At 70.1% G+C, this 26,220-nt stretch carries 23 protein-coding genes and 6 pseudogenes; 16 read left to right on the top strand and 13 right to left on the bottom strand.

Annotated features, from left to right (window positions below; translation table 11 throughout):
* Positions 1–11 precede the first annotated feature (11 nt).
* Together ACWD01_RS08095 and ACWD01_RS08100 are read right to left on the bottom strand one after the other, a co-directional pair.
* Positions 12–425, bottom strand: coding sequence for an anti-sigma factor antagonist (locus tag ACWD01_RS08095; RefSeq protein ID WP_451159293.1), 414 nt, complete (start codon positions 423–425; stop codon positions 12–14).
* A 251-nt stretch (positions 426–676) separates the two neighbouring features.
* Positions 677–1,381, bottom strand: a pseudogene (locus ACWD01_RS08100) (MFS transporter); the annotation flags it as partial.
* A 74-nt stretch (positions 1,382–1,455) separates the two neighbouring features.
* On the opposite strand from ACWD01_RS08100, the gene ACWD01_RS08105 reads away from it, so the two are divergent.
* Positions 1,456–1,848 (top strand): RidA family protein, encoded by a 393-nt coding sequence (locus ACWD01_RS08105; protein ID WP_451159295.1) that lies wholly within the window; start codon positions 1,456–1,458, stop codon positions 1,846–1,848.
* Between the two features lie 82 nt (positions 1,849–1,930).
* On the opposite strand, the gene ACWD01_RS08110 is transcribed toward ACWD01_RS08105, so the two are convergent.
* Positions 1,931–3,163 carry a cytochrome P450 family protein gene (locus ACWD01_RS08110; RefSeq protein WP_451159297.1) on the bottom strand — a complete coding sequence of 411 codons (1,233 nt, stop codon included), beginning with the start codon at positions 3,161–3,163 and terminating at the stop codon, positions 1,931–1,933.
* 351 nt (positions 3,164–3,514) lie between these two features.
* Between ACWD01_RS08110 and ACWD01_RS08115 the strand changes: the two genes are divergently transcribed.
* Positions 3,515–4,114: a GNAT family N-acetyltransferase gene (locus tag ACWD01_RS08115; RefSeq protein ID WP_451159299.1), complete on the top strand. Its 600-nt coding sequence runs from the start codon at positions 3,515–3,517 to the stop codon at positions 4,112–4,114.
* 13 nt (positions 4,115–4,127) lie between these two features.
* Here ACWD01_RS08115 and ACWD01_RS08120 read toward each other — a convergent pair whose 3' ends face one another.
* Positions 4,128–4,847 carry an NAD(P)-dependent oxidoreductase gene (locus ACWD01_RS08120; protein WP_451159301.1) on the bottom strand — a complete coding sequence of 240 codons (720 nt, stop codon included), beginning with the start codon at positions 4,845–4,847 and terminating at the stop codon, positions 4,128–4,130.
* Positions 4,848–4,939: 92 nt separating this feature from the next.
* On the opposite strand from ACWD01_RS08120, the gene ACWD01_RS08125 reads away from it, so the two are divergent.
* Positions 4,940–5,623 carry a TetR/AcrR family transcriptional regulator gene (locus ACWD01_RS08125; protein WP_451159303.1) on the top strand — a complete coding sequence of 228 codons (684 nt, stop codon included), beginning with the start codon at positions 4,940–4,942 and terminating at the stop codon, positions 5,621–5,623.
* 27 nt (positions 5,624–5,650) lie between these two features.
* Here the strand turns inward: ACWD01_RS08125 and ACWD01_RS08130 are convergent, their stop codons facing one another.
* The 3 genes and pseudogenes from ACWD01_RS08130 to ACWD01_RS08140 all read right to left on the bottom strand — a co-directional run.
* Entirely contained in the window at positions 5,651–6,235 is a 585-nt protein-coding gene (locus ACWD01_RS08130; RefSeq protein WP_451159305.1) for a hypothetical protein, read from the bottom strand.
* A gap of 444 nt (positions 6,236–6,679) precedes the next feature.
* Positions 6,680–7,120 (bottom strand): hypothetical protein, encoded by a 441-nt coding sequence (locus tag ACWD01_RS08135; RefSeq protein WP_451159307.1) that lies wholly within the window; start codon positions 7,118–7,120, stop codon positions 6,680–6,682.
* Between the two features lie 81 nt (positions 7,121–7,201).
* Positions 7,202–7,402: pseudogene (locus ACWD01_RS08140) on the bottom strand (winged helix-turn-helix transcriptional regulator); the annotation flags it as partial.
* Here ACWD01_RS08140 and ACWD01_RS08145 point away from each other — a divergent pair.
* The 5 genes and pseudogenes from ACWD01_RS08145 to ACWD01_RS08165 all read left to right on the top strand — a co-directional run.
* Positions 7,396–7,555: pseudogene (locus tag ACWD01_RS08145) on the top strand (NADP oxidoreductase); the annotation flags it as partial. The pseudogenes ACWD01_RS08140 and ACWD01_RS08145 sit on opposite strands and share 7 nt — an antisense overlap.
* 644 nt (positions 7,556–8,199) lie before the next feature.
* A complete protein-coding gene (locus ACWD01_RS08150; RefSeq protein ID WP_451159309.1) occupies positions 8,200–9,240 on the top strand; it encodes a terpene synthase family protein in 1,041 nt (346 codons plus the stop codon).
* The gene (locus ACWD01_RS08155; protein WP_451159311.1) at positions 9,237–10,604 is read left to right on the top strand and encodes a cytochrome P450; all 1,368 of its coding nucleotides are present in this window, start codon (positions 9,237–9,239) and stop codon (positions 10,602–10,604) included. The genes ACWD01_RS08150 and ACWD01_RS08155 overlap by 4 nt, the downstream gene beginning before the upstream one ends.
* A gap of 199 nt (positions 10,605–10,803) precedes the next feature.
* Positions 10,804–13,689, top strand: coding sequence for an ATP-binding protein (locus ACWD01_RS08160; RefSeq protein ID WP_451159401.1), 2,886 nt, complete (start codon positions 10,804–10,806; stop codon positions 13,687–13,689).
* Between the two features lie 180 nt (positions 13,690–13,869).
* On the top strand, positions 13,870–14,013 hold the full coding sequence (locus ACWD01_RS08165) for a hypothetical protein (RefSeq protein WP_451159313.1): 144 nt from the start codon (positions 13,870–13,872) through the stop codon (positions 14,011–14,013).
* Between the two features lie 14 nt (positions 14,014–14,027).
* On the opposite strand, the gene ACWD01_RS08170 is transcribed toward ACWD01_RS08165, so the two are convergent.
* The 3 genes from ACWD01_RS08170 to ACWD01_RS08180 form a co-directional block, all read right to left on the bottom strand.
* On the bottom strand, positions 14,028–15,629 hold the full coding sequence (locus tag ACWD01_RS08170) for a solute symporter family protein (protein ID WP_451159315.1): 1,602 nt from the start codon (positions 15,627–15,629) through the stop codon (positions 14,028–14,030).
* Positions 15,626–15,895 (bottom strand): DUF485 domain-containing protein, encoded by a 270-nt coding sequence (locus ACWD01_RS08175; protein WP_451159317.1) that lies wholly within the window; start codon positions 15,893–15,895, stop codon positions 15,626–15,628. Before ACWD01_RS08175 ends, ACWD01_RS08170 begins: the two co-directional genes overlap by 4 nt.
* A 465-nt stretch (positions 15,896–16,360) precedes the next feature.
* Positions 16,361–17,011, bottom strand: coding sequence for a TetR/AcrR family transcriptional regulator (locus ACWD01_RS08180; RefSeq protein WP_451159319.1), 651 nt, complete (start codon positions 17,009–17,011; stop codon positions 16,361–16,363).
* Between the two features lie 539 nt (positions 17,012–17,550).
* Between ACWD01_RS08180 and ACWD01_RS08185 the strand changes: the two genes are divergently transcribed.
* A complete protein-coding gene (locus ACWD01_RS08185; RefSeq protein WP_451159321.1) occupies positions 17,551–18,633 on the top strand; it encodes a hypothetical protein in 1,083 nt (360 codons plus the stop codon).
* Here ACWD01_RS08185 and ACWD01_RS08190 read toward each other — a convergent pair.
* Both ACWD01_RS08190 and ACWD01_RS08195 read right to left on the bottom strand, forming a co-directional pair.
* Complete coding sequence (locus tag ACWD01_RS08190; RefSeq protein WP_451159323.1) at positions 18,617–19,270, bottom strand: TetR/AcrR family transcriptional regulator; 654 nt, start codon at positions 19,268–19,270, stop codon at positions 18,617–18,619. The two genes, ACWD01_RS08185 and ACWD01_RS08190, sit on opposite strands and share 17 nt — an antisense overlap.
* A gap of 111 nt (positions 19,271–19,381) precedes the next feature.
* Positions 19,382–19,741: a peptidoglycan-binding domain-containing protein gene (locus ACWD01_RS08195; RefSeq protein WP_451159325.1), complete on the bottom strand. Its 360-nt coding sequence runs from the start codon at positions 19,739–19,741 to the stop codon at positions 19,382–19,384.
* Positions 19,742–20,740: 999 nt separating this feature from the next.
* Between ACWD01_RS08195 and ACWD01_RS08200 the strand changes: the two are divergent.
* From ACWD01_RS08200 to ACWD01_RS08210, 3 genes and pseudogenes are all read left to right on the top strand, one after another.
* Positions 20,741–21,175, top strand: a pseudogene (locus tag ACWD01_RS08200) (pyridoxal-phosphate dependent enzyme); the annotation flags it as partial.
* Between the two features lie 436 nt (positions 21,176–21,611).
* A complete protein-coding gene (locus tag ACWD01_RS08205; RefSeq protein ID WP_451159327.1) occupies positions 21,612–22,592 on the top strand; it encodes an alpha/beta fold hydrolase in 981 nt (326 codons plus the stop codon).
* Positions 22,593–22,633: 41 nt separating this feature from the next.
* Positions 22,634–22,843: a hypothetical protein gene (locus ACWD01_RS08210; protein ID WP_451159329.1), complete on the top strand. Its 210-nt coding sequence runs from the start codon at positions 22,634–22,636 to the stop codon at positions 22,841–22,843.
* Between the two features lie 164 nt (positions 22,844–23,007).
* Here ACWD01_RS08210 and ACWD01_RS08215 read toward each other — a convergent pair.
* Positions 23,008–23,253: pseudogene (locus ACWD01_RS08215) on the bottom strand (M15 family metallopeptidase); the annotation flags it as partial.
* 225 nt (positions 23,254–23,478) lie between these two features.
* Between ACWD01_RS08215 and ACWD01_RS08220 the strand changes: the two are divergent.
* The 4 genes and pseudogenes from ACWD01_RS08220 to ACWD01_RS08235 form a co-directional block, all read left to right on the top strand.
* Positions 23,479–23,982 (top strand): annotated as a pseudogene (locus ACWD01_RS08220) (SDR family NAD(P)-dependent oxidoreductase); the annotation flags it as partial.
* 167 nt (positions 23,983–24,149) lie between these two features.
* Positions 24,150–24,344: a hypothetical protein gene (locus ACWD01_RS08225; RefSeq protein WP_451159411.1), complete on the top strand. Its 195-nt coding sequence runs from the start codon at positions 24,150–24,152 to the stop codon at positions 24,342–24,344.
* 127 nt (positions 24,345–24,471) lie between these two features.
* Complete coding sequence (locus ACWD01_RS08230; RefSeq protein WP_451159331.1) at positions 24,472–25,377, top strand: 3-oxoacyl-ACP synthase III family protein; 906 nt, start codon at positions 24,472–24,474, stop codon at positions 25,375–25,377.
* A gap of 205 nt (positions 25,378–25,582) precedes the next feature.
* Positions 25,583–26,209, top strand: coding sequence for a class I SAM-dependent methyltransferase (locus tag ACWD01_RS08235; protein ID WP_451159333.1), 627 nt, complete (start codon positions 25,583–25,585; stop codon positions 26,207–26,209).
* Positions 26,210–26,220: the final 11 nt, after the last annotated feature.

The raw sequence follows: 26,220 nt of genomic DNA on the forward strand, positions 1-26,220 counted from the left end.
GGATGTCGTGCTCACAGGCGGCTGCGTACGACGGTGTTCTTCCGGTCGGGCCAGTCGTCGCTGCACCACTCGCGGACCCGGCCGCTCACGTGCTGGTGGGCCGCGAGGGCGGTGGTCAGGTCGGCGTGCACCGGGAGGGGGAGACGGCCGGTGCCGGGGACGAGGGAGCCTTCGGCCGGGATCGCGGCGAGCTCCATGCTCCGGCCTTCGGCGATGAGCTCCCGGGCGGCGCGCGCGACGGCGAGCCGCCCGTCGGCGGACCAGCCGCGCAGTTCCGTGAGATCGAGGATGACCGGCCCGGTCCCTCGCGCCAGGACCCAGCCGACGGCGCCGGTGAACCGGTGCACGGCGTCGGACCCGAGGAACCCGGCGAGGGAGAGGACGCCCAGGGCCTGGTGCGTGGTGTAGCGCCACTCGATGGTCATCGTCGCTCTTTCGCTTGTCACAGGGCTCGGCCCTGGCCTGATACAGCGGAAACCGGCACGAATGGCATACCTCTCATGCCCCGTGGGAACGGGCCATCGGCTGGTGCTGTATCCCCGGCTACCTGCGAAGACAGCGGGCACAGCATGTATCGAATTGAAGAATTTTGCAATTCGTAGATCCATGGGCGATGCATTCCCGCCCGGCCGAACCGGACCGGTCGGGTGGCGCCGGTGGCGTCCGTCCGCATGCGTCATCGGAGAACCGCGCTGCTCCGGCCGGCCGCGATCACACCACGGAGCGGAAACGCGACGAGCAGGGCGATCGCGACGAGCAGTCCGCTCGCCCACAGCGGTCCGCGGTCCCCGAGCGCGGTGCCGAGCGTGATCGCGGCGACGAGTGGTCCGACGGCGGCGCCGACGTTGAGTGCCGCGGTCGCGTACGAGCCGGCCATGGTGGGCGCTCCTGCCGCCTCGTACAGGACCCGTGTGATCAGCGTGCTGCCCAGCGCGAACGACAGCGCGCCCTGCACGAACACGAGGACGAGCAGGGCGGCCGGCCTGTCGGCCAGCACGGCCGGCGCCGGCCAGCCGATGAGCAGCAGCGGACCGCCGACAGCGACGACCGGGCCGGGGCGCCGGTCGGACAACCGCCCGGCGCCGGTGACACCGACAAAGGAACCGGCGCCGAAGAGCACCAGAACGACAGAGATCCACAGCTCACCCAGCCCGGCGGTGCCGGTGACTACGGGAGCGAGAAAGGTGAAGCTTCCGAAGGTCGCCGCGTTCACCAGTGCACCGAGGACCATCACCAGAATCAACCGCGGCCTCCTGAGCTGCGCGAGCTCCGATCGCAACGACGGCCCGTCCCTCTCGGCCTTCTGCGCGGGGCGCGCCGGGATTCCTTTCAGGATGCCGATGGCCGCGGGCAGACAGAGGGCGGCGACGGCCCGCAACGTCCGGACTTGCACCGGGAGTTCGTGGAGGGCGCCTGATCGTTGGCCGGCGCACCACCACCTGGGAGCATGGCCCGATGGAACGAATGCGGCAGAACGTCAGCTCCGGGTCCCCGCTGGAGCCGCGGATCGGGTTCTCGCGGGCGGTGCGACGAGGCGACTGCGTAGCCGTCGCCGGCACAGCGCCCATCGGGGACGACGGCTCCACCGTGGGGCCGGGTGATGTGTACGCGCAGACGGTGCGGTGCCTGGACATCGCCGAGCGCGCGCCGGCGGCGGCCGGGGCATCGCTGGAAGACGTCGTTCGAACCCGCGTCATGCTCACCGACGTGACCCGGTGGAAGGAAGCGGCCCGAGCCCACGGCGAACGGTTCACGGCCGTCCGGCCCGCGACCACGTTCGTCGAGGTGCCCCGCTTCATCGACCCGGCCTGGCTGGGCGAGGTGGAAATCGACGCCGTTCTCGCCTGAGGCGAGCGGTCCCGCACGCCGCCGGGACGGGCGGCGGACCCCGGCTTTCCCGTCCGGGTCGTGCGAACGGGGGCAGAGGCGGTCAGCGTGCGGCCGGCCGCAGGCGTACGGGCAGGGCCCGGTGCCCGTTGCTGATCAGGGACGGCAGCGGCTTCAGCTCATCGGCGGGCACGACGAGTTCGATCTCGGGGAACCGCTCGAAGAGCTGCTGGAGGGCGGTGGCGACTTCGAGGCGGGCGAGCGGCGCGCCGAGGCAGAAGTGCACGCCGTACCCGAAGGCCAGGTGTTCCTTCGTCGGCCGGGTGACGTCGAAGCGGTCGGCTGATTCCCCGTGCCAGTCGGGATGGCGGTTGGCGGCGGCGTACGAGGCGAGGATCGCCTCGCCCCGGGCGATCATCCGGCCGTCGGGCAGGGGGATGTCCGTGAGGGCGTAGCGCAGCGGCAGGTGCTTGACCGCGGGTTCGTGCCGCAGAGTCTCCTCGACGACGCCGTTCCAGTCGGCGCGGCCGGACCGCAGATGGACGAGCTGCGCGGGGTCGGTCAGCAGGGCGGTGACGGCCTGGTCGATCACGTTGACGGTGGTCTCGTACCCGGCGGAGATCATCAGCAGGAGAGTGTCGCGCAGCTCGTCGTCGGTGAGGGTGCTGCCGTCGCCCTCCTCGTCGCGGGCGGTGATGAGGAGGGAGGTCATGTCGTCGCCGGGCTCGGCGCGTTTGGCCGCGATCAGCCGGTCCAGCGACTCGTACAGGGCGGCCGTGTTCGCGGTGGCCTGCTCGGTGGTGAGGGTGGTCCCGAAGACGCCGTCGACCATGGCGCGGAAGCCGTCGCGCTGTTCGTCGGGGACGCCCATGAGCCGGCCGATCACCGCGATCGGCAACGGGGAGGCGAGGTGCGTGCGCAGATCGACCGCCTCGCCGGCCGGCTGAGCGTCGAGGTCGTCGAGGAGCGCGGTGACGACCTTCTCGACCGTGGCCCGCATGGCCTGGATACGGCGGGAGCTGAACGCCGGTGCGACCATACGGCGCAGGCGTCGGTGGTCGCCGCCGTAGGCGGTGAACATGTTGTTCACCGCGACCCACAGGGCCAGCGGCCAGGTGGGCACCGTCTCGGCGAACGCCGGCCAGTGGGCGCGGGCGTCCTTGGAGACCTGCTGGCTGGTGAGGAGTTCCTTGAGGAGAGCGGGGTCGGTGACGGACCACGCGGTCACGCCGAGGATGTCCACACGGGTGGCCGGACCGCGGGCGCGCAGGGCCTGGTCCTCGGCGTGGTGGTCGGAGCCGGTGGGGTCCAGGACGAGTATCGGCTGCTGGGACACGGTGCTCTCCTTCAGCGGGCTGTCGGCGGGCGAGGGGGCTTCAGGACGCGGTGGCGGTGGACCGCGGACGCGGCTCAGCGGCGGGGACGGCGAGGTCTGTTCGGGGTCGGGTGTGGGTGTCGGTGTCATGGTCGAGCAGGTAGGTCCAGGGGGACGCTATCGAGAGCGTCACACACCGTGGTCTGTCTACCCGGAGGCTGGCGGAAAATCCTCGCCGGCGAGGCCGCCGACCGGTGGCGGCGACGAGGCTCCGCGCCTGTGGACGTCCAGCCGGCCGGGGAACGGAGGCGCGGGGCCGCCGAGCGGAGAAAACCGGTGGCCTCGGCCTGAAGGCGCCCATACCCTCCGCCCATGAGCGAAGACACCGGGACCGCGGGCGACGACAACGACGAAGCTGCCAGGGAAGTCTGCTGGCGCGCCAGGTCTGTCGGTCTGGCGGCGGTCGACACGGACGACGCCGAGCTTCTGCACGGCTGGCGGTCCGACCCCGTGGCCGCGTACGAGATCGGTATCTGGCCGCGCTCACTGACCGCGATGCGTGAACGCATCGAGCGCGACAGCGACGACGACGATCGCGACGACTTCCTCGTCCTGCTCCCTGACGGCACCCCTGTCGGCCATGTCGCACTGAGCGGCCAGAACATCGTCAACGGCACTGCACAGGTCGAGCTGATGCTGGCCGCTCCGCATCGCGGGCACGGTCACGGCACCGACGCCCTCGACGCCCTGGTGGACCTGGCGTTCGGCGAACTCCCGCTGTACCGCCTCACGGCGGAGACCCACACGGACAACGTACCCGCCCTGGCCGTTCTCGCCAGGTCCGGATTCGTGCAGGAGGGCATCAGCCGCGCCGCCTGCCTCCATCGTGGCCGCCGCCACGATCTCGCCGTGTTCTCGCTGCTCCGCCCCGAATGGGAAGAGCTGAAGCGTCCCCGCGCCTGGGACGCCTGACCCGCGGTCGCGCCTACCGCCCCCCGTCGTCGGCGAGCCGCGCGTGTGCCAGCGCGCCGGACGTCAGGCGGCCGACGATCGCCGGGGCCTCCTGGACGAGCGCGTCGTCGGTGAGCGCCTCCACCATGAACAGCGCGAAGTCCACGCGGCGCGTCAGGTTGCCCGCCAGGATCGGGTCCCCCACGTGCCGGCTCCACACGGGCAGGCCCTGGCTCTCGCCCTCCTCCAGGGAGCTGCCGCGCACCACGGTCCACCGGGTGTCGCTGGCGAACACCCGGCGGCACGCCTCCACCTGGTCGTCGATCTCGACGGCGCGGACGAGCTTGGCCAGCACGGTCGCGATCCGGACGCCCGCCCGGAACATCCACGAGTACGAGTCCTTGCCGTCGCGCGTGATGTGCCAGCCGCAGGAGAAGACCAGGCGCGCGTCGGGCCGCGCGTGGTCGAGCACCGCCTGCGCCGTGCCTGACGCGTACTGCCGGACGCCCCACGGCACCAGCACCGTCAGCACTCCGTCGCACCCGGCAACCGCCCGCCGGATCACCTCGGGGTCGTCCGTGGGCCCGGGGACGACGGTCATCCGGCCCTCGAACGCGGCCAGTTTCTGCACGCTGCGCTCCCGGCACACGCCGACCACCTCGTAGCCGCGGTCCAGTGCGTGCCGGACCATGTACTGCCCGAGCTTCCCCGAAGCTCCGATGATGCAGACCTTCTTCACGCGATCCGTGCCCATGGCGCAGCCCTTCGCCGGAATGTCGACCTTATGTTGTAAGGCAAGGTAGCCTTATGCCGTAAGGCGGTCAAGAGAGGGGAAGGACGAGGCGGATGCCCGAGGCAGGCAAGGGTCGGAGGAAGGCGCCGGCGCGCACCCCGCTCAGTCGCGAGCGGGTGATCCGCGCGGCGATGGCGGTGGCGGACGAGAAGGGCACGGCCGCGCTCACCATGCGGGCCATCGCCGGCCCGCTGGGCGTCGAGGCGATGTCGCTGTACCACCACGTCGCAGGCAGGGAGGACGTCCTCGACGGCATGGTGGACGCGGTGTTCGGCGAGATCGATCTGCCGTCGCGCGACACGGACTGGAAGAGCGCCATGCGCCACCGCGCGACCTCCGCCCGCGCCGTGCTCCGGAGCCATCCATGGGCGGTCGCCCTGATGGACTCCCGTACGCGACCCGGGCCCATGACGCTGCGTCACCACGATGCCGTCATCGGCGCGTTGCGCGCCGGAGGGTTCTCCGTCCCGATGGCCGCGCACGCCTTCTCGCTGATCGACAGCTATCTGTACGGCTTCGTGATCCAGGAGGTGAGCCTGCCGTTCAGCGGCTCGGCCGAGCTGGAAGAGGTGGCGGGCGCGCTCCTGAGCGAGATGCCCGCCGACGCCTACCCCCACCTCACCGAACTCGTCACCGAGCACGCCCTCAAGCCCGGCTACGACTACGCCGACGAGTTCACCTTCGGTCTCACTCTCATCCTCGACGCCCTGCACCCGGACGAGGGCGCGAGCGCGTAGCCGGGCCGGCAGCGGGGGCGCCGTCGCTCAGCGCTCGCCGCCGCCGGAGGGGGCGAGCCCGAACAGCGACGCGACGGCGTCCGTAAGTCCGGTGGCACACACGGCGGCCGTTTCCGCGGGCACGGCCGAGCGTCTCAGCGTCCCGGCGAGCAGATCCTCCAAGAGGGCCAGACGCTCGGTCAGCATCCGTGGTCCCGGACTGCCGTCGCGGCCCAGACGGGTGAGAGCGGTCAGAACCTCATGGGCGCCGTACTGCAGATCGGCCACGAGCTCCCAGTAGTTCGCCGACGGCGTCGCCTCGTGCAGGAGTTCCGGCAGGCTGCGGCCGAGACTCGCGTGCCATGACGCGAGCGAGCCTGCCATCTCGGCGCACAGCCCGTCGATGCACAGGCGCAGGACCGCCGCGCCGGTCGAGGCGTCGGCCACGGGAGCCTGCATGACGGGCTCCGGCGCGCGGACGTCCACGCCGAGGTAGTTGCGCAGGACGACGGGCATGGCGTCGGCCTGGAGCGACTCGGCGGGGCGGCCCCGGGGCGTCAGGGCGGCGCAGGCGGGCTGGAGGCAGTGGGCGGCCTGTTCGGCCGCCGTCTGGCAGGCGTGTTCGGTGGACACGGTGGGCATCGTTCCCTTTCGCCGGGTTGTCCGGCAGGAGTGTGCGGATGCACGGAAACACGCCGGAAACGGGCTTCGGGTTCACCGCACGGGACGGATCAGGTGCACGCGTCGCCCGCGGGCGGTCGGACGGTCGGGAGTATGCGGTTTCCGGAGCGCTCTCCCGGCGCAGGAACAGTGCCCGCGCCTCTTGCGGGCAGGCGAACGGCTTGGCGAGGAAGGGCCGTTGGCCCGGAGCCGTCGCCGGCTTCTGCCCCCCGCCACAGGCCGTGGGGCCGAGACTCGCCACAACGGCCACGCCACCGCCGGCCCCAATCGGGACACGCCGGAATCAGGACCGCGCCGCGCGCCCACCTCCGGCGCGATGGAAGTCTCCTCGGGGATCCGGCTGTCGGGGGAGCCGGGGGCGGCTGGTGCTGCGGTCCGGTCCGAGCGGCCGGCGGGTCAGTCGTCGGGGTCCATGCCGCTGGCCCGGGCGATGCCGTCCAGCTCGCTGCTGATCGCCTGCTGGTCACTGCTCCACTGGTGGACCTGCCGGCGCAGCTCCGCGAGTGCCGCCGGATCGTTGGCGACCTCCGGGGTGACGACCGCGTAACCGGGACTGCCGTCGGGGCCGGGCATGTCGATGACATGGTGGTCCATCCGCCCGGTGGTCACGATCGCCATCACGGCCAGGAACTCGCGCTGGACATCGCCCGCGAAGTTCTCCCGGTCGCCGGCCTCCAGCACGCCTTCGTCTCCCTCGGCGATCAGACGGCTCATCTCCTGCACGGCCTGGTGCAGCGTCTCGAAGTCCTCCGGGTCCATCCGGGCCTTGACCGACTCCAGGTAGAGCTCGGCCTTGGCCATTCGCTCCTGCGGCGTCTCGTCTGCGTCGTCGTTCATCCCCCACCGGTTCCCCGGACCCGGCCCGTCCAACCGGCCGCCGCACCGAGTCCTCGGGCAAGCCGCCTGAATGCGTTGCGATCAGCGAATTCCAGTGGCCGTGAGCGTGGGCGGTCCGTGCCTCGGGCGCTGTGTGGCCCGCCCGGGAATCTGCGTGGCATGCCGGTCCTGGGCAGCCGTGACCTCATCACCGTGTTCGAAGGCCCACGCGCCGAACGCACCGAACGGGCCGAGCAGCGTACGCCCGAGATCAGTGAGTCCGTACTCGACACGAGGCGGCGCCTGGTGCACATGCCGTCAAGGCGTTCAACCTCTGCCATGAGGACGTGTGGCGCATGAGGCGCCGGTCTTCGACGGGCGGCCGCTCACCGTGCCGGTCTGCGGGGACACCAGCGGGTACTTGCGCTCGTACGGGAGCCGGTGCGAGACGCGGGTTCGTGCCGGCAGCGGGGGGCGCCGTCTGTGACAACTCGCGTGGCCGTCTACGCTGCGGCGGCTGGTTACATGCCTCCCACCGGTCGGGGGCCGTCGGAGGCGGACAATTGAGCCCGGGCGGCGCGCAGTGCGAAACGTCGGCGCGCGAGTACAGGCACGGGCCCCTGACGGGCTCCCGCGCCCCTGGCGGCCTCGTCCCGGCGGACCCTGCCCTTCGTCCCCTCGCGCCTTCTCGTCCCCTCGCGCCGACACGTCCATCCACGCCCGGTGCTGAAGCGATGGCGATTTACGCCTTCTGACCTGTGGTCCTCCGGTGGTGGCGTGCGCCCCGTGCGTGTCGGGCTCCCCGACACCACAGTTATGGCATTCGCATATGACTCTCCGAATAACCGCTGGCGATTGCCCTGAGCGTTCCGGGCTCTCATGGCCGGATTATGTTGACAGCCTGCTCGGTTCCGCGCGTTAATTGACCACATGGGGTGTCAATTCTCCTCGCGCCGATGCGTAAATCGGCCAATTTGTGGCCAGAGTGATCGTAGAAACCTGTTGGGACATACCGTAGTTGAGGGCGTGATCGCCTGCTTGTCGACGCGAGAAGCGCTTCGGCGGGAAGTGTCGAATCCGGATTCCCTATGGAGGGATTTATGGCCCTTCTCGACTCCTTCGTCATTCCAGATTTCCATCTCCCCTTCGAATCCTCCAAACATCCGCAGTCAGGTCAGGCCAACGACGAGGCGACCTCGTGGGCATTTCGCCGTGGACTGATCACCGACTCGGCGGAGCAGTTCGCCGGCATCGGCTTCGGGCACCTGTCCGGGCGGGTGTGTCACGAGGCGCCCTACCGGCACGTCGTGCTGCTTGCCGAGTGGATGGCCTGGTCGTTCGTACTCGATGACCAGCACGACCACCTCATCAGGGCGGATCGACTGGAGGCGTGGCCTCCCCTCACCGAAGCGATCACCGGGTACCTCGCCACGGGGAAGATCGACAGCGCCCCGCAGCTGCGCCGGAATCCGCTGGTGGTCGGATTCATCGACCTGTGCGACCGCATCCTGGCCGAGATGCCGCCGAGCATACGGGAGCGTTACCTGGGGCACATCCACCTCATGCTGCGCTCCCTCGACCAGGAAGCGGTGAACCGGAATGCCGTACAGCAGCCGACGATCGACGACTACGTCCGCATGCGACGGCACAGCTCCCAACTGCTTCCGATGACGGACATGGTGGAGGCCGGCCTGGGCGTCGAAGTGCCCCCGGAGGTGTACGGCAGCTCAGCCTTCCAGGACCTCGTGAGCAGTGCCCTGGACGTCATCTCATGGGGCAATGACGTCTTCTCTCTGCGCAAAGAGTTCTCCTGTGGGGACAACAACAACCTCGTCTCCCTCCTTGCCTGGTGGAACGAGTGGTCACTGCCGGAGGCGGTGCTCGCCGTCCAGGAGCGCATCCGATCCCGCGTCGAGGACTTCCTGACCGCCGTAAGGGGGCTGCCCCACGTGCTGGACACGTTGGGGGTGACAGACCCGTCAGCGCGCGCCGGAGTCGCGCGCTGCGTGAAGAGCTATCAGGACTGGATGATCGGCGCGGACCTATGGCAGCGGTACGAGTGCACCCGCTACAGCGATGAACGGTGGGTCGCGGGCCTGCAGTCCACGTACACCCGCCCGGATCTGGTCCCAGTGACATGAGCGGTACGACGGAGGGGTGGCCCGCGCATGTCATCCCGTCACGAGACGCGGCGGTGGCTCCGGGGAGTCTTCCCCTCCTCGGCCACGCGCTGCAGTTGTGGCGCAGGCCGATAGCGTTCCTGGAATCGCTGAGGACGCACGGCGACATCGTAAGGGTCGACGTGGCCACCTGGCCCGTTCACGTGCTCACCAGCCCGGACCTCATACATTCCGTACTGGTCGGTGACTCGAAGAACTTCGGGCGCGGCAGGGTCTTCCACCGGCTGCGCCCGTTGTTCGGTAACGGTCTTCCGTTGACTGACGGTGAGTTCCACCGCAAGCAGCGCCGTCTGCTGCAACCGGCGTTCCAGCGGAATCACATCACTGCCTATGCGGAGATGATGTGTCGACAGGCGGACGAGATGTCCACGTCGTGGAACGCCGGTCAAGAGATCCAGGTGGCAACGGAAATGCGTCGGTTCGCGCTGTCCTCGGTTGCGGCAATGATCTTCTCTGGTGACCTCGGGGGGGCGGCGGTCGAGGAAGTGCACCGCTCGTTCCCGATTCTCGTGGAGGGTATCCTCAGGCGAGCGATCGTGCCAAAGGCGCTGGACCGGTTGCCGATCACGATGAACCGGCGGTTCGACGCGGCCGCCGCACGGATGCGCCGGATCGTCGACGATGTGATCGTGCGGTACGGCACCGAAGCGTCGGGCCGTGACGACTTTCTGTCTCTGTTGTTGTCCACCGTGGACGCAGAGACGGGCGAGACGATGAGCGACGAGCAAGTGAGGGACGAAGTGATCTCCATCTTCTTCGCCGCGACGGAAACCTCGGCCACCGTACTGTCCTGGATCTTCCATGAACTGGCTTGTCATCCCGAGGTGGAGAAGCGCCTGCATGCCGAAGTCGACGAAGTGATCGGCACGCGGCCCGTGCGTCCCTCTGACGTCGCCGGTCTCACCTATGCGAACAGTGTTTTCCACGAGGCACTTCGCCTGCATTCGCCACTTCTGTTCACCAGGCGCGCTCTGGTTCCGGTGAAGCTCGGCGGCGTCCTGATCCCGGCCGGAGCCGAATTGGGCTACAGTCCCTACGCGCTCCATCGGGACCCCGCCTTGTTCCACGAGCCCAGGAAATTCGATCCGGATCGCTGGAACACCGACTCGGCGGATCGGCCACGCCCTCACAGGTTCATTCCGTTCGGAGCCGGTCAGCACAAATGCATCGGGGACTCCTTCGCGGCGTCAGAGATCGTGATCGCCGTGGCGACCGTGGCGTCCCGGTGGCGGTTGATCCATGCTCCGGGCGCCACCGTGCGGGAAGTTCCTGGAGGTATCCCGCAGCCGGATGCGCTGGCCATGATTCCCCTCGCACGACACTGAGGAAAATGATCCTGGGCACCTTCGAGACGATCTTCGGCCGGTCTCGCCACTCCGGTCCTGCGTTGCGTCAGCACAGGGTACAGGTCACCCCACGAATGAGTGGCTGATTTCCTGAAAATGCTCGCAAGGAGCATCATCCCACCCCTCTCACCGTACACTCGGCCGCATGCGCCGGAGGGGGTGAGAGGTGACGCAGGTTGTGGAGCAGCAAGGGTGGGCTCATCAGCCCCTCTTCGAGCGGGAATCCGAAATCAACGCAATCCAGCATGCGTTGGACGAACTGTACGGAACCTCGGTCAACGGCTCGGGTGCACGGCGGGGCGGCGTGCTCGCCTTCGCAGCACCAGCCGGACTGGGGAAGACCACCCTGCTCGCCGAAGCCCGCAGACACGCCACCGAACGCGGCTGCACGGTGCTGTCCGCGCGCGGCGGCGAGCAGGAGAAGCGGGTGCCGTTCCATGTGGTGCGCCAGCTCATCCAGCCCGCGATCGCCGTCATGAGTGAGGGCGAGCACCGCGAGATCCTGGGGCACTGGTACGGCATCGTCGCACCGGCGATCGGTCTGACCGCTCCGCATGACGGCGCCGCACCCGACCCCCAGGGCGTGCGCGACGGTCTCGACTGGGTCGTCACCCGACTGTCGGTGCGCTCCACGCCCGTCGTCCTGATCCTTGACGACGCGCACTGGGCAGACGCGGAATCCCTTGCGTGGCTCACCGCCTTCGCCACACGCGCCCAAGAGCTGGGAATACTGATCGTCGTGGCCTGCAGGCCGGATGAGCTCCCTGCAGACGCCACGGTGTTGCACACCTTGGCCTCGCGCCACGGAGCACGCCCGCATCGGCTGGAGCCCCTCACATCGAGTGCGGTGGCGCGCATAGTGCGCAGCGCCCTCGGCGACGGCGCAGACGACCTGTTCTGCCGTGAGTGCTGGGCGGTCACCGGCGGAAATCCGTTCGAGGTCGTCGAGCTCACCGCGAAGGCCCGCGACCGTGGCCTGAAGCCACAGCGGGACAACATTCCCCACCTCCGTGATCTCGCCTCGGCAGTCAAGGGCAGCGGGCTCATCGAGCGGCTCGAACAGTTAGGTCCCTCCACCGTCCGGCTCGCATGGGCAGCCGCGGTGCTGGGCACCGGTATTTCCACAAGGATCGCAGCGAGCGTCGCCGCGCTCGGCGACGCTCAGATCAGCGAGGCCATCGACCAACTGCACGCCGCGCGTATCCTGACGGTCCTGACCACGGTGAAACGCGACGAGGTCGTGGAGTTCTTCCACCCGCTGATTGCCACCGCCGTGTACCGGTCCATTCCTCCGGGCGTACGCGTCGCCATGCACGGTATGGCAGCGAAGGCCGTGATCGACGCCGGCCTCGGCGCCGGGGCCGCCGCCCGCCACATGCTGGAGATGCACCCGGAAGGCGACCCGTGGGTCGTGCAGCATCTGCGCCAGGCCGCCCGCGAAAATTTTTCCGCCGGAGCCCCCGACGCCGCCCGCCGTTATCTGGCCCGTGCTCTGCGGGAACCGCCGGTTCCCGAGGACCGGGCCAGAGTGCTGTTCGAGCTCGGTTCAGCCAGTCTCCTCCACGAACCCACCACCACCGTCAATCAACTGCGGGCTGCACTGGAAGAGCCCGAGAGCGAACAGGGTCTACGGGAAGCCGTCATCTACCGGCTCGCCCAAGCCCTCGCCCACACCGGCCAGTTGGTGCAGGCAACCGAACTCCTGGCGGACGAGGCCCGCCGCACCTCCAGCGCCCGCACAAAACTGCGTATGCAGGCCGAGCAGTTCAAATGGAATGCGGTCCACGTCGACGAGCAGGACTCACCGGCCCGCTCCCGGCTGCTGGCCCAGTTCGCCAAGCGTCTCACCGGCCGCAGCCTGGCCGAGCGCCACATCCTGGGTCTGCGGGGCTGGGACGGCGTGATGCGCGGCGAACCCTCCGCCAGGGCGCTGCAGTACGCGGAACGGGCTCTGGACGGCGGCCTGAGGTGGACCGACCAGGATTTCGGCTTCGAGGTGCCGGCCGTCGTCGCCCTCACCCTCATGTACTGCGATCAGCCGGGCAGGGCCGAAGAACTGTTCAGCGATGCCATCACCGAGTTCGAAGCACGAGGATGGCGTGGCGCGCACCTGTCCTTCGCCTACACCCTGCTCGGCTACGTCCGCTACCGGCGCGGACGGCTTCCCGAAGCCGAGGACTTCGTACGCCAGGGACTTGCGATCGCCGACCGGGTGGGGCACGGAATCCCCGCGCAGCGGCAGGCGGTCGGCACCCTCATCGAGACCCAGCTGGCCCGCGGACACACCGCCGAGGCCCAGGGCGTGGCCGAGTCCTACGACTTCGGAAGGTGGTTCCCCAACTCGGTTGTCTACCCCGACCCCCAAGCCGTCTGGGGGAAGCTCCTCCTGGCCCGCGGCATGAGTGATGAGGCCGAGCGGCAGCTCGATGAAGCCGGCCAACGCCTCGACAGTCGAGGCACACGCAACCCCTCGTGGAGCCCCTGGCAACTCGACCTCGCCCTGGCACAGGCCAAGCATCAACCCGAGAAGGCCCGTGCCACCGCGCAAGAGGCCGTTGCGCGCGCCCGCGCATTCGGCACCGCCAGCGTTGTCGGTCACGCACTGCGCGTCCAGGCGGCGACCACCGACCCGGCCGAGGCGGTCGTCCTCCTCCAGGAAGCCGTCGAGCACCTCGAGAAGTCCCCGGCCGCGTACGAACTCGCCCACGCGCTCGTCGACCACGGCACCGCCCTGCACGCCCTCGGCGACCTGGAGCGCGCCGCCCACCAGCTCTACTCCGGTATGGAAGCCGCGACCGGCTGCGGCGCCGAAGCCCTCGCAACCCGCGCCCGAACCGAGCTCGCCGCCGCCGGACTGTGCCCGCGTCGCCGCCAGGTCACAGAAGAGGGCACCCTCTCCGAAGCGGAGAGCGTGGCAGCCCGCCACGCCGCGCTCGGACTCGACAATGCGGCGATCGCCGCTGAGCTCCGCACCGGCGAGCATGCCGTATCGAAACTGCTGTCGGCCGTCTTCACCAAACTGGGAACCGACCGAGTGGGCCTGCGCCGCGCGCTCGGCATGTGATCGGGCCGCGCCGGGGACGGACGCGCTCACCCACGCCGAAGCCGTCGGCCACCGCCCGCAACATCTCCTCCAGCGCGCCCTGCGCCCTTGGGGGCCGAACGCAGGATCGTCACGGTCCGCCCCACGCGACGGTGGGGCCCGGCCCGTATCTCCCACCCGCTCGGTCTGGTCCTCTCGGCAGTGCACCGACCCGCTACCGGCTGGCCCGACTCGCGCACCTGGACCGGACCACCGGGCCGGGTCATCCGCCGCTGCGAACGTGAACGGCCCGGTGAACTGGTGCGCGTGGACATGAAGAGGCTCGGCAACATCCCCGACGGCTGACTTCAGAAGACTGGCTAGGGAACGGAGGTGTCGTCCGCGCTCGCGAGCGTGCGCAACTCGAGCGCGGAGTACGTGGCTGAATCCGGCCTCTCCCTCCCCAACACCGAACCGAGCCATCCCAGGAGGAATCCCAGGGGAGCGGAGATGATCGTCGGGTATTGCAACGGGAACAGGTTGAAGTCCATGTCCGGGAACAGCGCGGTCGGGCCTCCCGAAACCGCCGGGGACAGCACGGCCAGGACCACGGAGGAAACCAGTCCGCCGTAGATGCTCCACAGCGCGCCGGTGGTGGTGAAGCTCCGCCAGTACAGACCGTACAGCAGGGCGGGAAGAACGGCCGAAGCCGCGACGCAGAACGCCAGCCCAGCGGCGAAGGAGACGTTGAGGCGTTCGGCGAGCAAGGACAGACCCACCGCGGCGCAACCGATCAGCACGACTGCCCACCGGGCAACCATCAGTTCCTTCTCCTCGGTCGCGCGTCCCCGTTTCAGCACCGCGCCGTAGATGTCGTGCGCCACGGATGTCGCCGCGGCGAGGGCGATGCCCGCAACAACGGCCAGGATCGTGGCGAACGCCACGCAGGCCATGACGGTGAGCATCCACGACCCGCCGAGGGCGTGGGCGAGCAGCAGGGTTGCCGTGTTCCCCGAGGGGCTCCCGGAGAGGATGGTCTCCGGGCCGAGCACCGCCGCGGCGCCGAATCCCAAAATCCCCGCAGTCACACAGAACACGCAGGTCAGAACCGCCGTCCACTGCACTGAACGCCGCGCCGCGCGCGCGGAGGGCACCACACACATGCGCATCAGGAGATGGGGGAGCCCGGCGGCACCGATCAGAGCTCCGAGCTGGAGACTCACTCTGTCCAGCGTTTCGGTACCGGTTCCCTGGGCGCGGGCGCCGGGGGCGAGGAAGTTCTCGCCGACGCCGCTGCGGCGGGCCGCGGTTCCCAGCAGGTCACTGGGGTTCCAACTGAACTTCGCCAGCACGAGCGCCGCCAGGAAGATGCTCGCGACCAGCAGGACGGCGGCCTTGAGCAACTGAACGAGCGTAGCGCCGTGCATACCGCTCAGGGCCACGTAGATGATCATCAGAACGCCGAGGAAGACCATCAGAGAGTTCTGGGCCGCCTCGCCGGATATGCCCAGCAGAGGTGCCGCGAGCGCACCGGCACCCACGAGTTGGGCGGTGAGGTAGAACAGCGAGATCACCAACGTGGCGAGGCCCATGGCCAGATGGACGGGCCGCGGCCGCAGCCGGCGCGCCAGCGCGTCGCCAACCGTGTAGCTGCCGGTGTTGTGGAACGGCTCGGCGATCACCAGCAGAATGAAGGCCCAGACCACGACGGGCCCCACCAGATACGGGATGCCGTCAAAGCCGGCCAGTGCGATCAGTCCCGGAGTGCCGAGAAGCGTTGCTGCGGAGATGAAGTCGCCGAACAGGGCGATCCCATTGCGCGCGGAGGGCAGTTCGCGGCCGCTGACGAAGAAGCGGCGGGGGGTGTCGCTGTCCGACGCGCCCCACAAGGCAATGAGAATGACGCAGACGACGAAGACCGCGAAGACGATCAGGGTTGTTCCGTTGTGCGCGATCTGGGCGGAAAGTTGAGAGGTGCTCACCGCAGTCTCCCTCTTGGTTCGAGCCCGGCCCGCACGCTCTCCGCCAGCGGATCCAGGGTGGTACGGGCGTAACGCCCGTACCAACGGCACGCGAGGAGCGTGGTGACGCACTGCAGGAGCGCCAGAGTGAGCCCGAGGTTCAGGTGGCCGATCAGCCTCACGGCCATCAGCCCGCCGGCCACATTGGTCAGAAGGGCGATGAGCAGATAGAAGCCGACCACGGCGGCGGCAACGGGAAGGACTCTGGAGCGGCGCTCCGTGCGCAAACGTTCCACCTCCGTCGGGACGTCCGGCTTCGCGCAAGACGGGTGTGCACAGGGGCTGCCGCCGTACGATCGCGGTCGTTCGAACGGCTCGAAGGGACTGGTCAAGACCACTCAACTCCTCTTGGCTGCATGCCGCGTGGAGGGCGAGGCGTCACCGCAGGGGCGGTCGACCGGGTCGGTCTTCGCCAGGGCACGCCTCGGTGTCCGAGCCGTGTCGCAGTGACGTGCTCAGCCCCTGGGGTCCTGATCTCCTCGATCAGCGAGGGAAGTCGACCACGATCCTTCGGTTCACGGGCGGCCGCCGTCGAACCAGGGCAAGTAAAAGATGCGCCGCGCGACACCGGAACCGTGCCGAACAGCGTTCGGTTCGGGAGCCTAGGGGTGCCCACCGTGCAGGGCAAGACGTCGTCGGCGAGTCGCCCTCCGCGCCGGCCCCGGGGTATGCTGCCGCGATCGCGCGGGCGCTCAGGGCCCGGCGGGCTCCGGAGGCGCCGCGACACGGGCGTGCAGTGCGGTGAGACCGTCGAGGAACATCTCCAGGGCGAGTTCGAAGCTGTCCCGGTCGATCACGTCTGCGCGGCCGCGCAGGCGGTGGGCCCCCGCCAGGTGTTGATAACGCTCGACGTAGACCTGGACGTCGTCGTCGAACCCCCCGGCGAACGAACTCATCGCGGATCCGACCACCAGGTACTTGGTCGAGGCGCCGATCAATGTGGCATAGCGCGGCGGCCAGCCGGCGCCCACGAGCCCGCCGTGAACGGCGTCAGCGCGTCGTAGGGAGGCCTCACGGCGGGCGGGGCCATAGGCCAGGAACGGGACGATCTGAGGATGCGCAGCCAGCGCGGCGCGGTAGGACCGGGCCCAGGAGGTCACGCCGTGTCGCCAGTCGCCGGTCTCGAAGCCGGAGACGTCCACGTCCTCCATGATGGTGTTGGCCACTTCGTGGAGGACGTCGTCCTTGGTCTTGACGTGCTCGTAGAGCGAGGAGACCTGAACCCCGAGTTCCCGTGCGAGCCTGCGCATCGAGAGTTCGGCAAGCCCGTCCTGGTCCACGATCGCCAGCGCCGTGGCGCAGATGCGCCTGCGGCTGAGAATCGGCTTGGTCGGTCGGCCCACCGATGCACCCTCCACATCGTGAGGCGCCGCAGTCAGCAGCGCCCTGCTTCTGGCTTCATCCTACGTCTACCCCGGGTAACCGAACATCGCTCGGAAACCCGTGTGCCGGCCGAGCGGACCCCGTTGCGGCGCGCCGGTCATCCGGCTTCGACAGGTGCGCCCCGGGTCACCGTTGCTCCACTGACCGGTTGCAAGGAGCCGCTCGACCAGTTCGCGCATCTGCCCTGCGGTGACCGGAAGCAACTCGGCCAGCCCCGCATCGCGTCCTGACGGCAGGCACGGACGGCACCGCCTGCGGGCAGTCCGAGCCTCCGACGGCCTCTGCCGTCCGCCATTTGTGGCCGGCATGCGTGTAGACAACAGTCCTCCTGAATGGAACGCTCCCTACAGATCGTGTCCGGCCTTCCGTTCACCGTCCGCCTCGCCCCTCCAGCGCAATCCGGCCGGCTCTGCTGCCGGTCCACGTGCCTCGCACGAGCCGCAATCCCCGGCACCAGCAACAGTTCCTGCACGAGCACATGACACTGCGACGAGTCGCCGTGACCGGGAACTCCGCCGGTTACGGCGGCGGCATCTTCAACATCCCCGACTCCCACCTGGACCTGATCGACAGCACCGTCAGCGGGAATGTCGCGGGAGAGGCCGGTGGCATCAGATTCGACGACAGCGGCACTGTGACCAACTCGACGATCGCCGACAACCGCGTGACGGACCCCGGTGACCGTCCCGGCAGCCTCGGCGGCTACGGCGGAGGCATCGACATCCGCGGCCTGGGACCGGTGGAGATCCTCAACTCGACCATCACCGGCAACCGTTCCAGCGACGGCGGTGGCGGAATCAACATCGCTCCCGTGGACCAGCTCAACCGGTACCGCCCGGTGCTCCTGAGCGGCTACGCGACCGTCATCGCGCTGCTCGCCGGCGAGCAACTGGCCGGGCGTCTGCGTATCGCCCCGGCCGTCGTGTCACTGGTCGCCGAGGGCCTCGGCGACCGTGAGCACCGGCGTATCCGCTCCGCCTTCGGGGCGCATGTCGTCAACTCCTACGCCTGCAACGAGAGCCTCGCCCTGGGATACGGCTGCCCGTTCGGGTGGCTGCACACGCACAGCGACTGGCTGATCCTGGAGCCCGTCGACGCCGACCACCGGCCCGTCCCGCCGGGTCAGGAGTCCTTCACCGTGCTGCTGACCAGCCTGGGTCGATGGGTGCAGCCGATCCTGCGCTATGACCTTGGTGACAGTGTCCTGCTGCGTCCGGACCCGTGTCCGTGCGGGGATCCGCTGCCCGCCGTCAAGGTCCGTGGTCGCGCAGCCGACCTGCTGTCCTTCCCGCGCCGGGGCGGCGGGACCGTCCGCATCGTGCCGATGGCCTTCGAGACCCTGCTGGAGAGCCTTCCGGACATCGACCTGTTCCAGATTGTGCAGACGACTGCCACGACCCTGCGGGTGCGTATCCGGCCGGCAGCCGGAGCCGATCAGGAGCGACTGTGGAATGCGGTGCGGACGGGGCTGTGCGCGCTGCTCACCGACCACCGGACGGACCGGGTGAGGATCGAGCGCGCCCATGAACCACCCGAGCAGTCTCCGGGGGGAAAGTACCGAGTGGTCATTCCGTGCCCCTGACGCCCGAAGGGCCCTCGGACCGCGCGCCGTACGGGGGAACGCCGTGGTGAGCCGCCAGCGCCAGCAACGCGACGCGCAGGGAGCCGGTTTCGAGGGCGGCGGCCGGTTCGAACCAGCGTGCCACGGCGGTTCCGCTCGCCACCCTGAGCGTGAAGCGCGCCAGCTCGTCCGACACCTCCGGGCGGTCACGCAGGCCGAAGACTGCGCTCACCGAGTCCCTGGCCCAGGCCAGCAGCGCGTCGCGGTAGTGGTGCACCTCGGCCACGGCCGCCGCACTGGCATCCTGCTGCACCAGGCCCAGCCCGAGCAACAGCTTCAGCCCGTGCGGATGGCGCTGGAAGGCGTCCTTGATCTCGTCGAGGAAGGTGTCCAGCCGCTGCGCGGCATCGGCGCCCGGCACCTCGACGGGAGGCAGGGCCGCCAGCAGGGCGGTCCTGGCGCGCTGCAGCACGGCGACGTAGATCCCGTCCTTGCTGCCGAAGTGCCAGTAGAGGAAACTGACCGGCAGGCCGCACGCGGTGGAGATCATCGAGATGGACGTGGCTGCGTAACCGTGCTGGGACATCAGGTCGCGGGCGGTGTCGAGTATCGCGTCGCGTGACCGCGTGCCGCGGTGCTGGGCCGGTGCCTGCGTCATACTGCCGACTCTAGAGGAGCCCCGAGCCCGGACACCCTGGGAAAGGAAGTCCGCGCAGGCGGGGCCGGCTGTCCCGAGACGTCTTCATCCCGTGGTGGCCGACCATTTGGTCTATTTGGTCCGCAGCATGAGGGCGTGGCGTGTGTCGTCGCCGTAGACGCCGGTCTCGTCGCCACGGATGCCGTACCACTCCTGGAATCTGGCCACGGCCGCCCGGACCTCCTTGCCGTACCGGCCGTCGATCGCGCCGCCTGCGTACACGTTTGGAACCTGGAGCAGGCGTACCTGCAACTCGTACACCCCGTGGCCCTTGTCGCCCTGGCGCAGCACGCCCGTGCCCGGGATCTCGGGCAGCGCGGCAGCGGGGGAGTCGGGCGGCGGCGGGTCCGGCTGCCCGGAGGGCGGAGCGGGAACCGGCGGCGGCGAGTCGTCGTTGACCATCAGCCAAGAGGCGAGGATCAGCCCGCTCACGGCTCCCGCCCCGAACGCTCCCACGACACGCCCGGCGCGCCGGGCGGTGAAACGCCGCCGCCCCCCGCGGCCTCGCCCGCCGGCGACCGGCGCCGATGCCACAGGGCGCGGTTCGGGAGGCTGGTCCGGGGGCGGGGCCGGGCGCTGGACGGCCACCGGCAGGACGGTCCCGGGCGGCGGGCCGGTCCTGCGGTACGTGGCCTGCGGCGGGGCTGCCCGGTGCGGAAAGGCCGACGTCGGCGCGGCACCCGCCGTCCGCGGCCTCGGCGGCGACGGGGGAGGAACCGGAGCCAGACGCGCGCCGCGCGACCACAGCGGCTCCACCGCGACCCGCTGCGGGACACCGGCCCCGCGCACACCACCGGCCCGCCGCGGCTCCACGGCAGCGGCCGCCACCGCACGCGGCCCCTCACCCGGCCCGACCGGTGCTCTCCGCCGAGGCAACGCCGGCGGCGCCGGGGCCGGGTGCGCGAAGGCGGATTCCGGGTCCGGACGGCTGCGCCGCGACCAGGACGGTGGCGCGCCCTCGGCCCGCCCCTCATGTTCGTCGGAGGCGTACAGGTCGGCGCGTGCGGCATCGAGCGCGTCCAGCACGGCTTGAAAGGAGTCGCGTATCTCCTGCCCGAGATCCGTCGTCGAACCAGGCGCTCGCTGCGGCTCGGTGTCATTGAGTCCCACCGGCTGTCCTCCTCAACCGACGACCGGACGACCTGTTGGAGCCGGCCGGCGCGTCCTCGTGAGCGGTTGGGCACCGGCCGACCCACATGCGGGGGGCGGCGGCCTTCACTGTCTCGTCGTGAGGCGATACGCATCCCGTACGGCCTTGTCTCATTCCCGCGTCCGCGCTGTCGCCCATGTCTCACCGACTTCTTCGACGCGTCGGCCTTCCGCGGACCCGCCCGGAGGGCGTTCAAGGAGTGCTGCCGTACTGCTGCACGGGCCGACCTGCGCGGACCGGGCGGCGCCTACGATCAAGGAGTGCCTGCTGCCTCGCATGAGATGTCGGACTCCCTGGCCCGGTCCCAGCGGTCGCTGGGCGATCCGCGGGTGTGCTATCCGCTGTGGCCGCCGCTGTCGCGTGGCTGCCCGCGGACCCGCACGCCCGAGGTGGACTTCCCGCTGGAGATCGACTACGCGTACGAGGACACCCCCGCGGATCTCTTCACTACTCCGGTGCGCGGCGGACTGGACCGCTGGGCCCCGCTGTTGCCCCCGCTCGACGCGCCAGGGCTGGGCGAAGGCGCCACCGCCCTCGTCCCGCTCGGCGGCGGCGTCTGGATCAAGGACGAGTCGCGGAACCCGACCTGGAGCCACAAGGACCGGCTGAACCGCGTGACGGTCAGCGCCGCCGTCCACCAGGCGGCCCCGGGAATCGCGGTGGCATCGTCCGGGAACCAGCCTCACGGGGGATCTGGGCCGAGCTGTCCGCCGCGGCGGGTCTGGCCGGACTGCACCAACGTGCTGCGGCCGGGGAGGAGTTCGACGGGCCGGTGGTGTGGGTGTCCACCTCCAGCGGCTTCAAGGACCTCGGGGTGGGTGCCGCGCCGCTCGAGACGGTCGAGCCGACCTGGGAGTCGGTTTCGCGGATCCTGAAGACCTCCGGGGTCGCCTGAGCCCTTGAGCGGGCAAACCAGTCACGCTCCTCCGCGTACGCGGCCAACAGCCTTGCATCACCGAGGCGTTGTCGGTCCCGCCGGGGTGGGCCGGATCACGGTCCTCGTCCCGTTCCGCGCCTGCCGGTGGCGATATGGTCGGGGGACCGCTGCCCCGCCTCGAGGGATGAACTGCTCGCAGGAAACCCCTGGTTGAAGCACGACCGCAGGCATGCATCGCACAGTGCGGGATGTGATCGGTATCGACAGGAGGAACCATGAGGGGCTTACTCGCGGGAAGCGCCACGCTGGCCGCCGCAGTCGCGGGATGCGGTCTCGCGGCGCGCGCCGTGGCCGCGAAGATCGAACGTCTGCCGGACCCCGTGCCGTACGAGCGGCTCTCGCGGGAGCCGGAGGGTGAGGAAGTGTCCGTTCCCCGCCCCGACGGGACGGTGCTGCGCGCGATCGTCGCCGGGCAGGGCCCGCCGGTGGTGCTCGCGCACGGCTACGGTGTGTCGCTACTGGAGTGGAACCTCGCCGCCGAGGCCCTGCTCGCGCAGGGACGTCGCGTCATCGTCTTCGACCAGCGCGGTCACGAGGGGTCCACCCTCGGGCGCGACGGCGCCGGCTCGCGGGCCATGGCTGGGGACTACGCGGCCGTTCTGGAGCACTTCGACGTACAGGACGCGGTGCTGGTCGGACACTCGATGGGCGGATTCGTCGCGATTCGCGCGCTGCTCGACCATCCTCGGCTCGCGGCCCGGCTTCGCGGTCTGGTGCTGTTCGCGACCTGGGCGGGCCGGATATACGACGGGGCGCCGCAGAACCGGCTGCAGATACCGCTGCTGGAGAGCGGACTCGTCGAGCGCTGGGCGCGTACCCGCATCGGCGGCGTGCTGTTCGGAGCCATGCAGTCGGGCACGCGGCCCTCACCGGCGATGATCGCCGTCTATCGGGAGGTGTTCCTTCGCCAGGACCATCGCCCGCTGCTCCCGATCGTGCGGGCCTTCGCCCGCGAGGACCGCTACCCGCGCCTGGCCGAGGTGAAGGTGCCGACGGTCGTGATGGTCGGCTCGGCGGACCGCTCCACCCCGCCGGTCCACTCCCGGCGCCTCGCCGCCGGCATCCCCGGCGCACGGCTGGTCACCGTGCCCGGCGCCGGCCACATGCTCAACTGGGAAGGATGCGACGCCCTGGTCGACGCCGTCACATCCTTCCCACCCGTCTCGGCCCACGACGCCCCGCCAGGGGACGCGTGAGGCGGAGCGCGGTACGCCGCCCTGCTCGCCCGTCGTTACGCGTGAACGACGAGCCGGCCGTCCGCGTACGGAAGGACCTTGGCGCGCGGCAGATGCACCAGGAACTCCTCGGCCGCCGGGACGCCATCCTGCGCGGCCTGCTGGACCGCAACTCCAGCGTCCAGCGCACCGCCCAGGACCTCGGCATCTCCCGCGCCACGATGTACCGCGAGATGCGCCGCTACGGGATCGTCCCCTCGAACCTCACGTAACCCGCGCCGCGTAGGCTCCAGCGGGTCATCGCGGATCACGACCCGGCCCGGAACCGGGGCGCCCCAGCACGCGGACCTCTCCCCGGCCTTCCAGCGCCGCGCACTTGAGCTGATGAAGACCGCCGTCGCGGCCGGGGAGGCACTTGCACGGTGCCTCGCCTGCCTCACCGATCGCGTTCTGGTCGCGGCCGGCGAGCAGTCATCTCCTTCGGGCCGTAGAGGGCCGCGTCCTCCCCGGTGATCAGCGCCCAGTAGCGGTCGCCGAAGGACCAGTGCCACCATTCCGTCGGGTAGTTCACCAGGCCCGCAGAGGTGAGCACCGAGCCAAGCAGCTTCCGGTTGGCTCGTGCCTCCTTACTGATGTTGAGGGCGTGGGTGTAGCAGGCGCCCTCACTCTCCTCCGGGTCCGCCGCGGCATGGGGCCTTGCCGCCGGAACGGCCCGCAACTGGCCTGCCGGGTCACCGTGTCGGCTGTCGTGCCCCGCTTCGACAGCACCCCGTACCTGCCGCCTCCGCGGCCCGCCCGGCTCGTTGATCACTGGATGCGGTGACGTGCAGGTCGCACGGCCGTCAGGATCTGAAGGCAGGCGTGATGGTTTTGACGGACACCTCGGCCGACCGCTGCGCGGGGCGCAGTGTGGTGGTCACAGGGGCGACGGGCGGCATTTTGGCGCTGCGACGGCGTTGCGGTTGGCCGGCTCGGGCTGAGATGTGATCGGCAGCGCACCCAGGAGAAGGCGGACGTCCTGGTCGCCGCCGCGGCGGTACGGGGGCTGGGGTTGCGGACGGTCGTGCTGGACGTGGCGGACCCGGTCTCCTGCCGGGAGGCGATGGCCCGGGTGGAGGACATGACGGGAGGCGGTGTGTGGGCGGTGGTGAACAACGCCGGAGTTCCCCAGGCGGGCTCCGTGGAGGATGTGAGCGATGAACAGGCGCGTCATCTGCTGGAAGTGAACCTGCTGGGTGCCATGCGGATCTGCCGGCTGGCCATGCCGGGGATGCGCCGGCGTGGCGCGGGCCGGATCGTGAACGTGTCCTCCGGTCTGGGGCGGGTGCCGTGGCCGATGGGCGGCTGGTACAGCGCGAGCAAGCACGGCCTGAGCGCGATCACTCACTGCCTGCGGGTGGAGGTGGCGCACGCCGGCGTACGGGTATCGCTGGTGGAGCCCGGTGCCTTCGCGACGGCGATGCCGGACCGGGCGGTCGCGGACCTCGTCGGCTCTGCGCCCAGCGGCGGCGGCGCGGGTACGCCCGCTCGCGCGATCTGTTCACCGCCGTCAGCCGCCGCGTTCCCGGGCCCGAGCCGGTGGCCGCCGCCATCGCCACTGCACTGTCCGCGCGGCGTCCCAGGGCCCGTTACACCGTCGGCCTCGACGCCCGCTTCCTCGTCCCGCTCCACACGGTGTCACCGCTGTGGCTCTCCGACCGGGTCAAGCACGCCGTCACCGGTCTGCCCCGCACCGCACCGGCGACCACCGTGGCCGTGGAGGTGGCGGCATGAGCCCCTACAGCCGGATCACACACGTAGCGGTCCACCTGCCCGACGGGCGGCAGACCTCTGAGGCCATCGAGGACCGGCTGCGGGAACACAGCCCCGCCCTGCGCGTTCCCCCGGTCTGCTGCGCCGGATGTACGGGCTCGAGGATCCCGTCGTCGCCGACGACGGGATCCTGCCCTCCGACCTCGCCTCCCGCGCCGCACTCAAGGCGCTGACCGCGGCCGGGGTCGAGCCCGGCGAAGCCGACCCGCTGCTGTTCGCCTCCGTCAGCGCCGACGTCCAGGAACCGGCGAACGCGCACATCGTGGCCGCCAAGACCGGCCTGAGCTGTCCGGTCCTCGACATCTCCAACGCCTGCAACAGCGTCCTCAACGCACTCGAAGTCGCCGACGCCCTCATCCGCTGCAGCCGCTACCGGCGAGTCCTGGTGGCCTGCGGCGAAACCCTGAGCTGGCTCAGCCGCTGGACGATCACCAGCCGCCAGGAGATGCGGACCGCACTGGCCTCCATGACCGGCGGCGACATGGGCGCAGCCCTGATCGTCGAGGCCAGCGCCGAGCCCGGGATCATCGCCAGTACCTTCATGGCGAACTCCGCAAGCTGGCCCGCGGCCACCCTGTTCAATCCGTACCAGGCCACCGGCCTGCCCCAAGGACTGGACATCGATTCCGGGCAACTCCTCGCTTCCTTCCTCGGACTGGACACCCGCGCCGTCCAGTGGCTGAAGGAGCACGACACCGATCCCGCCGAACTGGGCCTTGTCTGCGTCCACCAGCCGTCCGTCCCCTTCGTGCGCTCCGTTTCCGAACGCCTCGGCATCCGGCCGGACACGGTCGTGCCCACCTTCCCCCCCCCGGGGCAACGTGGCCGCCGCCACCCTCCCTCTGGAACTCTCCCTCGCCGGCGAACAGGACCGCCTGCATCCCGGCATGAAGATCGCACTGTTCGGTATGGCCAGCGGCGCCAGCGCCGCCGTCATGCTGATCAAGCCGTCATGCTGATCAACTGGACAGCCTCAGGACCACGGGACCTCTGAGCCGGCGACCTCGCCGGCGTCCCGCTGCGGCGTGGGACGTCGTACGGGGCCACCGTCCGGCCCCGTCATCGACAGCGGCGCCCACGCCGCACCCTTCCGTGCGTTCGCAGCGTCCCTGTGAGGTGCACACTCGACGCCGCACGTAGTGTGTGGTGGCACCGTCTTCGCTCCTGCCGGGCGAGGCTGACAGGAAGGCATTCTCAACATGACTGGGCAACGCGACCGTTGGGCGGAACTGACCGGCGGACAAGCCGGAGAGGAGTACGCCCAGCGTTTCGCGCGGCTCGCCGAATCAGGTCACGACATCCACGGCGAGGCCACCTTCTGCGCCGCATGGCTGGAGCCCGCCGCCCGGGTACTCGATGCCGGCTGCGGCACCGGCCGGATCGCGATCCGACTCGCGGAACTGGGCCACCACTGCACCGGCGTGGACGTCGACTCCTCGATGCTCGCCGTAGCCCGCCGAGACGCCCCCACACAGGAATGGCTCCTCGGCGACCTTGCCCGCCTGGACACCCTCGGCCTGGATCAGAACTTCGACCTGGCGCTCGCCGCCGGAAACGTCATCCCCCTGCTGGCCCCCGGTACCGGATCAGTCGTCGTCCGGCAGCTGGCCGCCGCACTGCGCCCCGGCGGTCTGCTGGTCACGGGCATGGGCCTGGACGCGGCACACCTGCCGCTGCCGGAACCGCCGGTGACCCTCACCGAGTTCGACGACTGGTGCACCCGGGCCGGCCTGACCTTGCGGCAGCGCTACGCCACCTGGAGCGGCGACCCGTACTCCCCGGGCTGCGGCTACGCGGTCAGCGTGCACACCCGCCCCGCCCCGTGAGTCCGCGCCCT

The sequence above is a fragment of the Streptomyces sp. NPDC002835 genome (assembly GCF_053591995.1).